The organism is Shewanella sp. MF05913 (assembly GCF_059758095.1).
In genome coordinates, this window is record NZ_JCAYNT010000014.1 from 119,274 (window position 1) to 131,350 (window position 12,077).

The 12,077-nt window shown below is 42.2% G+C and carries 9 protein-coding genes, 1 tRNA gene and 1 rRNA gene; 8 read left to right on the top strand and 3 right to left on the bottom strand.

Annotation, left to right across the window (positions count from 1 at the left end; translation table 11 throughout):
* Positions 1 to 58 precede the first annotated feature (58 nt).
* The 3 genes from xerD to recJ all read left to right on the top strand — a co-directional run bounded on the left by xerD (position 59) and on the right by recJ (position 3,730).
* Positions 59 to 964 carry a site-specific tyrosine recombinase XerD gene (gene xerD, locus AC19MV_RS15895; RefSeq protein ID WP_498308766.1) on the top strand — a complete coding sequence of 302 codons (906 nt, stop codon included), beginning with the start codon at positions 59 to 61 and terminating at the stop codon, positions 962 to 964.
* Between the two features lie 132 nt (positions 965 to 1,096).
* Positions 1,097 to 1,825, top strand: coding sequence for a bifunctional protein-disulfide isomerase/oxidoreductase DsbC (gene dsbC, locus AC19MV_RS15900; RefSeq protein ID WP_432402434.1), 729 nt, complete (start codon positions 1,097 to 1,099; stop codon positions 1,823 to 1,825).
* 180 nt (positions 1,826 to 2,005) lie between these two features.
* Entirely contained in the window at positions 2,006 to 3,730 is a 1,725-nt protein-coding gene (gene recJ / locus AC19MV_RS15905) for a single-stranded-DNA-specific exonuclease RecJ (RefSeq protein ID WP_498308768.1), read from the top strand.
* Between the two features lie 104 nt (positions 3,731 to 3,834).
* On the opposite strand, the gene AC19MV_RS15910 is transcribed toward recJ, so the two are convergent.
* Together AC19MV_RS15910 and AC19MV_RS15915 are read right to left on the bottom strand one after the other, a co-directional pair.
* Positions 3,835 to 3,910, bottom strand: a tRNA-Phe gene (locus tag AC19MV_RS15910).
* Between the two features lie 305 nt (positions 3,911 to 4,215).
* A complete protein-coding gene (locus tag AC19MV_RS15915) occupies positions 4,216 to 4,977 on the bottom strand; it encodes an outer membrane protein assembly factor BamD (RefSeq protein ID WP_432402430.1) in 762 nt (253 codons plus the stop codon).
* 123 nt (positions 4,978 to 5,100) lie between these two features.
* Between AC19MV_RS15915 and rluD the strand changes: the two genes are divergently transcribed.
* The 3 genes from rluD to clpB all read left to right on the top strand — a co-directional run bounded on the left by rluD (position 5,101) and on the right by clpB (position 9,553).
* Complete coding sequence (gene rluD / locus AC19MV_RS15920) at positions 5,101 to 6,075, top strand: 23S rRNA pseudouridine(1911/1915/1917) synthase RluD (protein ID WP_498308769.1); 975 nt, start codon at positions 5,101 to 5,103, stop codon at positions 6,073 to 6,075.
* Complete coding sequence (gene pgeF / locus AC19MV_RS15925) at positions 6,075 to 6,827, top strand: peptidoglycan editing factor PgeF (RefSeq protein WP_498308771.1); 753 nt, start codon at positions 6,075 to 6,077, stop codon at positions 6,825 to 6,827. The genes rluD and pgeF overlap by 1 nt, the downstream gene beginning before the upstream one ends.
* Positions 6,828 to 6,979: 152 nt before the next feature.
* A complete protein-coding gene (clpB, locus tag AC19MV_RS15930; protein WP_498308773.1) occupies positions 6,980 to 9,553 on the top strand; it encodes an ATP-dependent chaperone ClpB in 2,574 nt (857 codons plus the stop codon).
* A gap of 83 nt (positions 9,554 to 9,636) precedes the next feature.
* Here clpB and AC19MV_RS15935 read toward each other — a convergent pair whose 3' ends face one another.
* Positions 9,637 to 10,077 carry a DUF4124 domain-containing protein gene (locus tag AC19MV_RS15935; RefSeq protein ID WP_432402422.1) on the bottom strand — a complete coding sequence of 147 codons (441 nt, stop codon included), beginning with the start codon at positions 10,075 to 10,077 and terminating at the stop codon, positions 9,637 to 9,639.
* Positions 10,078 to 10,174: 97 nt separating this feature from the next.
* Here AC19MV_RS15935 and pssA point away from each other — a divergent pair, with 97 nt between their 5' ends.
* Positions 10,175 to 11,023: a CDP-diacylglycerol--serine O-phosphatidyltransferase gene (gene pssA, locus AC19MV_RS15940; protein WP_498308775.1), complete on the top strand. Its 849-nt coding sequence runs from the start codon at positions 10,175 to 10,177 to the stop codon at positions 11,021 to 11,023.
* Between the two features lie 936 nt (positions 11,024 to 11,959).
* Positions 11,960 to 12,077, top strand: a 16S ribosomal RNA gene (locus tag AC19MV_RS15945); the annotation flags it as partial.

Below are 12,077 nucleotides of genomic sequence, written 5' to 3' on the forward strand. Positions count from 1 at the left end.
GACGACGTTATGATATTTTATCTAACGTCGTTTTTTTTACCCAGTTTGAGACTTTATTTTGGTTAAACCTGCATATCAGCCCAATCCGTTAATTAACCAATTTTTAGATGACCTTTGGTCAACCAAAGGGTTAAGTGACAATACCTTGGCTTCATACCGAACTGACTTACAACATGTTGAGCGCTTCATGTTAGCTCAAGGCGTTGATTTATTAACTGTCGACCAAGGCTTGTTGCGCGACTATTTAACGGCACGGTTTGAACAAAATTTTGCTAAAAGCAGCACCGCAAGAATGTTAAGTAGTGTTCGTCGATTTTACGGTTATTTGTTGGTTAAGGCGTTGGTCAGTGAAGATCCTACTGCGCTTATCAAATCTCCCAAATTAGCGCGTCAATTACCCGATTCTTTGTCAGAAGCTCAAATCGACAGTTTACTGGCAGAGCCTAACAGTGACGACCCAATCGAATGCCGTGATAAAGCGATGTTAGAACTGCTCTATGCTACCGGTTTACGGGTAACCGAATTGGTAAGCTTAACAATGGAGCAAATTAGTTTACGCCAAGGGTTAGTTAGGGTGGTTGGAAAAGGGGGAAAAGAGCGTTTAGTGCCACTGGGAGAGTTAGCGGTAGCAGAAGTTGAGCAATATATGCGTTTTGCTCGGGGCGAATTATTACATATGAAGCAATCTGATGTGGTGTTCCCATCTCGGCGTGGGCAAATGATGACGCGGCAAACCTTTTGGCATCGTATTAAGCTTTATGCTTCTCGGGCTGGGATTTCGTGTCATTTGTCGCCACACACATTGCGCCATGCATTTGCTACTCATCTATTGAATCATGGTGCCGACTTACGTGTGGTACAGTTACTGCTCGGTCACAGTGATTTATCAACGACGCAAATTTATACTCACGTGGCTAAAGTGCGATTGCAGCAACTGCATAGTCAGCATCATCCCCGTGGTTAGCTGTGCTTGTGAGGTTTCAAATCCTTACATTTAAGATTTTGAGTATTTGTTGCGTTCATTTAATTAAATCTGTAAGTTTTGCTTACGAAGTCGGGTCTATACATTTTGAACCTGTGTAATTTAGGAATTATCATGAAGTTAACCAAAGCATTTGCCCTCGCTGTCAGTATTGTTATTGCACCTATTGTGTCTGCTGCACCCGCAACTGATGTACCAAACGAATCTGCTTTAAAGCAGAAACTGACCGACACCTTGGGTGTGAATGTTTCGCTGATCCAATCTTCTCCTGTCGATGGTCTTTATCAAGTGTTGACCGACCGTGGCGTGCTTTATGTGACTAAAGATGGCACTAAGCTATTTCACGGAAATTTGTACGACTTAGAGCAGGGCATGAAAAACTTAACCGAGGCTGCATTAGCCGGTCCGCGTTTAGAAATGCTTAAGCCATTTGAAAAAGACATGTTGGTCTACAAAGCCAAAGATGAAAAACATGTTATTACTGTATTTACAGACGTTGATTGCGGCTATTGCCGTAAGTTACACAACCAAATGCAAGGGTATAACGATTTAGGGATTACCGTTCGTTATTTAGCTTACCCGCGTGCGGGTGTACCCTCTGCAAACGCTGATGAAATGCAAGCGGTATGGTGTGCAAAAGATCCGCTTAAAGCGATGACAGAAGCCAAAAATGGTGGCAATGTTAAAGCAGCAAGCTGTGATATCGATATTACAAAGCAGTATCAGTTAGGCCAGTCGTTTGGCATTAATGGTACTCCTGCGCTAGTGTTAGAAAACGGAACTATGGTGCCAGGATATCAATCACCTGCTGACTTGTTACGAACCATTGAAGCAAGTCTTTAATTCTATCGTCATGCCGTTATTAACTGCGTAAAATTAAAGGTGAGCCTAGGCTCACCTTTTTGTTATTCATTTTAATTCAATTTATGTCAGTGAGTCAGACAAGCTAAGCCGTGATTTTATTATTTAATTATCATATTAAAACTGAGCTGATTGACTCATTGTTCGAATAAGGTTGTTTCTTTGTCACACAAAATAGTCCGTCGTCCTCAGGTTGATGATTCGCATTTACCTTCTGCATTACCCCCTTTTTTAAAGCAACTTTATGCTCGTCGTGGTGTAACAGAGGCAGACTGCGAATTAGTGTTAACGAAGTTACTTCGTCCTGAAACCATGAAAGGCTTGTCTGAGGCAGCAGTGTTAATTGCTGATGCCATCGCGGCCGAGAAGTCGATATTAATTGTCGGTGACTTTGATGCCGACGGTGCAACATCTACTAGCGTATGTATGTTGGCGTTAAGGATGATGGGCGCTAAAAAAGTCGATTATTTAATCCCTAATCGGTTTGATTATGGTTACGGCCTAAGTCCTGAGATTGTTGCTGTGGCCTATTCAAAAGCAGCAGATATGCTCATTACTGTGGATAACGGTATTTCATCCATTGAAGGTGTTGCTGCGGCTAAGTTGCTTGGCATGCAGGTGGTAGTAACCGATCATCACCTACCGGGTAAAACACTGCCTAATGCTGATGTGATAGTGAATCCTAATCAACCAGGGTGTGAATTTGCCAGTAAGTCTATAGCTGGTGTCGGTGTGGCCTTTTATTTAATGTCGGCATTGCGGGCAGAGTTACGACAACGCAATTGGTATCAACAACATGATATTGCTGAGCCCAATTTAGGCACACTATTAGACATAGTTGCGCTGGGCACCGTTGCTGATGTGGTGTCGCTAGATGCCAATAACCGTATATTGGTGAATGCGGGTTTACAGCGGGTAAGAAGTGGCCGTTGTCGTGTGGGGATCACTGCGTTACTTGAGGTGGCCAAACGCAGTCCTGAAAAAATGGTGGCAGCTGACTTTGGCTTTGCTGTTGGCCCCCGTTTGAATGCTGCTGGGCGCTTAGATGAAATGGCCTTAGGGGTGGAAACGCTATTATGTGATGACATCATGCGAGCCAGAAGAATGGCTGCTGAGCTTGATGGCTTAAACCAAGAGCGCCGCGAACTGGAAACCGGCATGCAACAAGAGGCGCTTAAGAGTTTACAGAATGTGTCGCTTAATGAAGATGATTTACCGTGGGGCATTGCGATATTTCAAGAAGATTGGCACCAAGGTGTGATTGGTATTTTGGCATCACGGATTAAAGACCGCTACCATCGTCCTGTGATTGCGTTTGCCGATGCAGGTGAAGGTGAAATTAAAGGGTCGGCTCGCTCAATTAAAGGCTTACACATGCGTGATTTACTTGAACGCATCAATAGCCAGCACCCTGGAATGATCATTAAGTTTGGTGGCCATGCTATGGCGGCAGGCTTATCGCTTAAAGCCGATGCATTTGAGCTGTTTAAGCAAGCGTATGATAATGCCGTGCGAGATATTTTAGATTATGAGCAGTTAACCGGTGAGTTATTGTCTGATGGTGAGTTAGCTGTAGAGTTGATGAGCTTAGATACGGCATTTGTATTGCGTAATGCTGGCCCTTGGGGGCAATCATTTGAAGAGCCGTTATTTGATGGTGTTTTCAGAGTGGTTCAGCAACGTATTGTGGGTGAGAAGCATTTAAAATTACTGCTTGAAACGCCATGTGGCACCTTAATGCTCGATGGTATTGCGTTTAATATCGATTTAGCCATTTGGCCAGACGCAACGATCCAGCAGGCAAGGGTTGTTTATAAGCTTGATGTGAATGAGTTTCGTGGTAACCAGACAGTGCAGTTGATGGTGGATTATATCGAACCAATGTAATTGGGTTGTACTGGTATAACATTAATCGCTAAAAACAAAAAAGCCTCGCAATGCGAGGCTTTTTTGTAATCTTTTATTAGTCGCGTTAGCCACCAATGTATATATGGTGCCCGAACCCGGAATCGAACCAGGGACACGAGGATTTTCAATCCTCTGCTCTACCGACTGAGCTATTCGGGCGACGGACGCAATTTAAAGGGTTTTGACCTGTTGAGTCAACTGGTTTTTACTATTTATCTTAAAAATTGATTCGTTTGAGCGTATTTTGCCCGTATCGGCGTTAATTTATCCATTGTGTGGCATTAATCACGAAAAAAATTTTCCACGATTCAAATATTTTTCGTTGAAGCATTTATCGTCATTGGAATAAAAATGACTGTTTTACGAGATGTTCTGAATAGATTATGACAAAGGCAATGTCATTACAGACATAAAAAAACGCTCCTAAGAGCGTTATTAGTATTCAATGTTAAGGTTAACTTCGATTAGTTCGTTAACATTTCATTGTTTGGGAAGTTAGTTCTCATCACCATTTTAATGTGTTGTTGTAACTTCTCTTGGCCTAATTCACCATATGCTTCAGACATAATTTCTAATGCACGTTCTGTTGCGGGTGTACCAGGGAATTTTTCCATTACGTTTTGCGCACGCACTGCAGCTGCACTCCATGCGTTCATTTTGATATAATACTCAGCGACCTGAATAGAATACTGCGCTAAACGGTTTTTCAGAAACTGCATGCGATGCTGTGCATCGGCCGCATACTTACTGTTTGGGTAAGATTTAATCAAGCGATCAAAATCTTTAAATGCATCTTGAGCATTTTTAGGGTCGCGATCGGTACGATCGATATTCATTAAATCGTGAAATAAATAATTATCTGCCTGCATATTGGTCAAACCACGCATATAATGCACGTAATCAATATTGGGATGCGTTGGATTGAGGCGTAAAAAGCGATCAATGTTAGCAATTCCTGAGGCAGCGTCGTCCATTTTGTAATACGCATAAATCAAGTCTAATTGAACTTGAGTTTTGTGCGGACCAAACGGATAACGAGAATCTAACGCTTCAAGCGAACGCACGGCTTTAGAGTAATTCCCTAATTCCATTGATGTTCTTGCTTGAGTATAGAGCTGATCAGGAGATGCTTTTTTTGCAAATTCATCTTCTTCTGGACTGCTACTACAGGCTGTTAAAGCCAGTGAAAGTAATACTAGGGCGGCACCTTGGGCAAATTTATACATACTTGAATTCAATTCTTTTTAAGTTGTTGTTAAGAATTTTTCCATTTCACGGTAAAATAGAAAACATCCGATTGTAACAGATAGCACATTCACTTTGGACCCCTAAACTGGGGTACGGTTCCTATGACACAAGAGATTAATCTAAAAAGCGAGATAACAGCAACACAAACCGGTCTGAGATTAGACCAAGCATTAGCTGGTTTGTTCCCTGACTACTCGCGCACACGCATCAAGGAATGGATCCTATCTGGTGCAATTACTGTTGACGGTATCACAGTCGACAAGCCACGGGAAAAGGTTTTCGAGTCTCAGTTGATAGAAGTTGCAGCCACACTTGAAGAAGAAGTGCGTGCTAAGGCGCAAGATATCGACTTAAATATTATTTATGAAGACGATCATATTCTTGTTGTAAATAAGCAAGCGGGTTTAGTTGTTCACCCTGGTGCGGGTAATGCCGATGGCACATTAATGAATGCGTTATTGCATCATTGCCCCGATATTGAACATGTACCAAGAGCCGGTATTGTCCATCGTTTAGATAAAGATACAACAGGTTTGATGGTTGTGGCTAAAACGGTTGAAGCACAAACTCATTTGGTTGCAGCATTGCAAGCGCGCGATATCGTACGTGAATATGAAGCAGTGGTTCTTGGCACGATGACGGCGGGTGGCACGGTAGATGAACCCATTGAACGTCATGCGACAAGACGGACACAAATGGCGGTAATTCATGGTGGTCGTCCTTCGGTGACACATTACCGTGTTGCTGAAAAATTCCGTGCTCATACTCGTTTACGTTTGCGTCTTGAAACCGGTCGTACTCACCAAATTCGTGTGCACATGGCACATATTGGTCATGTTTTAGTTGGCGACCCAGTATACGGCGGTCGTCCAAGACCCCCTAAAAATGCCAGCGCAGAGTTTTTTGATCTACTCAAAAACTTTAACCGCCAGGCGCTGCATGCAGTACGTTTAGAACTTGCTCATCCATTTACCTGTGAAATCATGACTTGGCATGCGCCGATCCCTGATGACATGGTTGAGCTAACAAAAGCATTGCGTGAAGATACTCTGTTAAATCCTATCGAGTATTTATAGTGCTTAAGCACGATTGGTCCTTACCCGATAATGTCGCAATTGCGATGACAGATCGACATGGCGGTTATAGTTTACCGCCATTCGACAGTTTAAATTTAGGGTTGCATGTTGGTGATAATCATCAACATGTTTTAGCTAATCGTGCTGCGTTATGCCAACAACTAGCGTTACCCACCGAACCATTGTGGCTTGACCAAGTGCATGGTGTTGATGTGGTGAATATGCCGCATCGAGCACGAAATGAATCGTTAATCGATTCGACAAGTCTTTCACCGATCAAAGCAGATGCAAGTTACAGTAATAAAGTGGGTGATGTTTGTGTCGTCATGACAGCAGATTGTTTACCTGTGTTGTTATGTAATAAACAAGGTACTGAAGTTGCAGCTGTGCATGCTGGGTGGCGCGGCCTTTGCGCTGGTGTGATTGAGCAAACGGTTGCCTTATTTAGTTCCCCCCGGGCAGAATTAATCGCTTATCTTGGCCCCGCAATTGGACCAGATGCTTTTGAAGTTGGCGCGGAAGTGCGTGATGCTTTTATGCAAAAACACCCTCAAGCTTCGCGATACTTTATGCTTCACCATAATAAGTACCTTGCTGATTTGGCTGGTCTTGCAACGCTACGTTTATCGCAAATGGGTGTGTCGCAAGTATTCAATGCTAATGTGTGTACTTTTAACGACCCTAACTATTTTTCGTATCGTCGCGATCAACAAACCGGCCGTATGGCTTCGTTTATTTGGCTAAAATCTTAACAATGCGTTTAAGTTCAAAAAACAAACGATTTATTGATCTAGATTAAGTTTTAAGCTTGAAATCACATTAATTGCCCCCATCTTTAAGTTAACAGATTATTCATTTCTGAATTAATTTCCCACTCAATAAGTATCAGATCCTAGGAGGTTATATGAGACTCGATCGTATGACTAATAAGTTTCAAATTGCCATTTCTGATGCCCAGTCATTAGCTTTGGGGCGCGATCACCAATTTATCGAACCCATTCACTTAATGATGGCGCTATTAAATCAAGATTCTGGCTCAATACATCCACTGTTAACGCAAGCAGGGATCCGCGTTAGCGCGCTTCGTTCTGCCGTTACTCAAGAATTAGAACGTTTTCCTCAGGTAGATGGCACCGGCGGAGATGTTCAATTATCTCAAGGATTAATCCGCTTACTTAACTTGTGCGACAAGCTGGCGCAAAAACGTAAAGACAAATACATTTCATCAGAGCTATTTGTGTTAGCTGCATTAGAAGGTAACGATGCGCTGTCAAAAGCGCTAAAAGATTCTGGTGCGAGCAAAGAATTAATGGAAAAAACCATTGAAGACATGCGCGGCGGCCAAAAAGTGGATGATCCTAACGCAGAAGATCAACGCCAAGCGTTGAAAAAGTTTACCGTTGATTTAACTGAGCGAGCCGAGCAAGGAAAGTTAGACCCTGTGATTGGCCGTGATGAAGAAATTCGCCGCACAATTCAAGTTCTGCAACGCCGCACGAAAAATAATCCGGTGTTAATTGGTGAGCCTGGTGTTGGTAAAACCGCGATAGTTGAAGGATTAGCACAACGTATTGTGAATGGTGAAGTCCCTGAAGGGATTAAAAACAAACGTGTTTTATCATTAGACATGGGCTCGTTAATTGCGGGAGCTAAATATCGCGGTGAGTTCGAAGAGCGCTTAAAAGCGGTATTAAATGAATTGTCTCAAGAAGAAGGTCAAGTCATCCTCTTTATTGATGAACTGCATACCATGGTCGGCGCCGGTAAAGGCGAGGGCGCAATGGATGCGGGCAATATGTTAAAACCTGCTTTAGCACGTGGCGATTTACATTGTGTCGGCGCAACCACACTGGATGAATACCGCCAATATATTGAGAAAGATGCCGCACTAGAGCGTCGTTTTCAAAAAGTGATAGTCGATGAGCCTAGCGTTGAAGACACGATTGCCATTTTACGTGGATTAAAAGAGCGTTATGAGTTGCATCATCATGTGGAAATTACCGATCCTGCCATTGTTGCTGCAGCGACGATGTCACATCGTTATATTTCTGATAGAAAATTGCCCGACAAAGCAATCGACTTAATTGATGAAGCGGCTTCAAGTATTAGAATGCAGATAGATTCTAAGCCCGAAGCGCTTGACCGATTAGAACGCCGTGCGATTCAACTTAAATTGGAAGAGCAAGCACTCAGTAAAGAGTCTGATGAAGCCAGCCGCAAACGTTTAGATTTTTTGCAACATGAGTTGAAAGAAGTCGAAATCAATGCTACTGAGATGAATGAGATCTGGCATACCGAAAAAGCGGCATTAGCTGGAACTCAACATATTAAAGCCGATCTTGAGCAAGCTCGAATGGATCTGGAAGTTGCTCGACGTGCAGGTGATTTAACTCGTATGTCTGAATTGCAATATGGACGGATCCCTGAGCTTGAAAAGCAGCTTGATTTAGCCTCACAAGCTGAAATGCAAGACATGACTTTACTGCGTAATAAAGTCACTGACGTTGAAATTGCTGAAGTGCTCTCAAAAGCAACCGGTATTCCGGTATCAAAAATGCTTGAAGGTGAGCGAGAAAAATTATTGCACATGGAAGACGCATTGCATGAACGTGTTATCGGCCAAAATGAAGCTGTCGATGCAGTGTCTAATGCAATTCGTCGAAGTCGTGCAGGGCTTGCCGATCCACAACGTCCAATAGGTTCATTTTTATTCCTCGGTCCAACGGGTGTCGGTAAAACGGAGTTATGTAAATCGTTAGCTAAGTTTTTGTTTGATACTGAATCGGCATTAGTGCGCATCGACATGTCTGAATTCATGGAAAAACATACCGTTTCACGCCTAGTGGGTGCACCTCCCGGATATGTTGGTTATGAAGAGGGCGGTTACTTAACAGAAGCTGTTCGTCGTAAACCGTATTCGGTTATTTTGCTTGATGAAGTTGAAAAAGCACATCCAGATGTGTTTAACATCCTGCTTCAAGTGTTAGATGACGGACGATTAACGGATGGACAGGGGCGTACGGTTGATTTTAAAAACACCGTTATCATCATGACATCTAACTTAGGCTCCGACAGAATTCAAGAAAGCTTTGGTCGAGCCACTTATGATGAAATGAAGCAGAGCGTAATGGAAGTGGTAATGCAAAACTTCCGTCCTGAGTTTTTAAACCGTGTCGATGAGTCTGTGGTGTTCCATCCATTAGATGCAGATAATATTAAGCATATTGCCAGTATTCAACTTGAACTACTGCGCAAACGTTTAGTGGAGAAAGAGTTTGATATCCAATTAACCGATGCCGCATTGTCATTCATTGCTGAAGCGGGCTTTGATCCTGTTTATGGTGCGCGTCCATTAAAACGTGCATTGCAGCAGGAAGTCGAAAACCCATTAGCGCAAAAATTACTTCGCGGTCAATTGTTGCCAGGTAAGATGATTAACGTTGATGTGGTTAATGGTCAGTTAGTGTTTGAGCAATAATCACTAATATCAAATGCAAGAAAGTAAAAACAAAAAAGGGAGCTTGCGCTCCCTTTTGATTTTCTAACGTTCAACATTTTAGGTTACTTGCAAAACAATTTAACTCGTTCTGTGTTTTCAGCTATCGCTGCTTGTCTTTGCTCTTCGGTTAACTTTGAAGTGTCACCGGTTTCTTTGTTTTGTTGGCTTAAATCTGTGTGCGTTTTTAGTACATTTAAGCTGTGCTTAGCACTCTCACAAATATCATTAGCTTGTTGTTTGTCTTTTTCATTAATGATTTTTGCAGACTTAGCTAGTTCAGACTCCTCAGGCTTTTGTTCCGTTTTTCTCTGAGGTGTACTTGTCCCTATTTTTGCCGGTTCCATATCTTCAGTGAAAATTTTCTTGGCATCGACATCTTTTGGCGGTTGTTGGCTGTAATGTACTACGCCTGCTTTATCTACCCAGGTATATATAGTGGCGGAGTACAAAGAACAGCTAAACGCGAGTACGGCTAAACTAGTAACTAAACGAAAAATTCCCATGTGAGTTCCCAAGGCTAAATTGACGCTATGCTTGATTGATTCAAAATATGCTATCTTGAATATAAATCCAACATCTAAAAGATATTGTTTAAAGTGTATGCAAAATTCATCAAATCAAACAGCAAAAAATAAAGGTATTTACTTATTACCTAACTTATTTACCACAGCAGGCCTGTTTTCTGGCTTCTATGCGGTGATAGCTTCCATGAATAGTCACTTTGAATTAGCAGCAATAGCAATCTTTATTGCAATGATCTGTGATGGACTCGACGGAAGAGTCGCAAGACTCACCAATACACAAAGTGATTTCGGTGCAGAATACGACAGCATGGCAGATATGGTGTCTTTTGGTATGGCTCCTGCGATACTCGTGTATAACTGGGCTTTGCAAGATTTAGGTAAAATAGGTTGGCTCGCTGCATTTATCTATTGTGCATGTGCAGCATTAAGATTAGCTCGTTTTAACACTCAAGTGGGGGTCGCTGATAAACGCTATTTCCAAGGGCTTGCAAGTCCAGCTGCTGCAGCATTAATTGCAGGAAGTATCTGGAGCGGCAGTAAATATGAAGTCGATCCAACCGATATTAGCTATATCGCCGCTTTTATCACAGCATTGGCCGGGTTATTGATGGTGAGTAACTTTAGGTATCATTCATTCAAAGAAGTAGACTGGCGAGGTAAAGTTAATTTTATTGTGATGCTATTGCTGGTGGGCATTTTTGTCGTGATATCAGTCGAACCTGCAATTATCTTGTGTTTAAGCTTTTATCTATACGCACTGTCAGGGCCATTTATTACGATTAAAACCATTAAAAAGTTAAAAGTAGAACATGTTCTTGGTGACACAGTCGTAAGCAGTAATAAAGATGAGCAGCCACGAGACAGTGTAGATGAAGGCGACATCAACAACATTGAATCAACATCGACTAAAGATAAAGCTGAATAGCAGCTTACCCATAGCAGTAACATTGTTTTATCTTTAAGATGAATAGCGCTTATCAAAAAGCGCTATTCATCGCCTGTCACAAACCCTAGGGTCTCAAACGTTTTACCATCCTCTCGCAGTATTATCGTTAATCCCGCTTAAAATAGCTTTTTACTCATCGCGATAAACAGCTTTGTACTATTGAGTGTGTATAAACATGATGCCAATTGGAGTAAACCTCACTCATGCTTATACAAATAACCGCGCAATGGAGGCAGGGTTAGTAGCACTGCGCGAAGCCCGCAGTTAATCAAAGGTGCATATTGACGGCGCATCAATAATTAAACCGCAAACCTTTCATCAGCAAACCTAGGCAATACAACAACAAGAAAAGCATATCTAGATATGAATACTGGCTGTTATGTTGACTTTTTAACCGGATATACACGCTTTTGTTTGATTAGTGTTCGCTTAAACCCTTTTTCAATAAAATAGCCCAAAAAGGGGTTGCACTAAATCTCATGGTGCCTATAATGCGCATCCACTGACACGGCAGACAGCGAAAGCGGTCACCGGGTTGGGTTGAATGAAGTGGTTATTAACACTGAGTTCAAGGCGAAAAGAAAGTTTGAAAAAACACTTGACGCCAAGACGGGAAAGCGTAGAATACGCAGCCCAAGCCAAGGACCTAGCGTCAACGGCCACTAAGCGAAAGATTGATTCTTTTGGTATTAGTACGCTCTTTAACAATCTAAACAAGAAATCTGTGTGGACATTCACAGGTATTGAGTTATTCGAAATTGTCTTCTTGTTCTTCGGAATGTAGGCAATCAAAAAATTTAAACTCAATGCGATGATGAGTGTTCATAGTAATATGTACAAACGTTTTATAGATTCTTCCGAGTTTATAAAATGAAATCAGAATTCATTGAGCCGAGACTTTGTCTCAAAAAACTTTAATTGAAGAGTTTGATCATGGCTCAGATTGAACGCTGGCGGCAGGCCTAACACATGCAAGTCGAGCGGTAACAGGAAGTAAGCTTGCTTACTTTGCTGACGAGCGGCGGACGGGTGA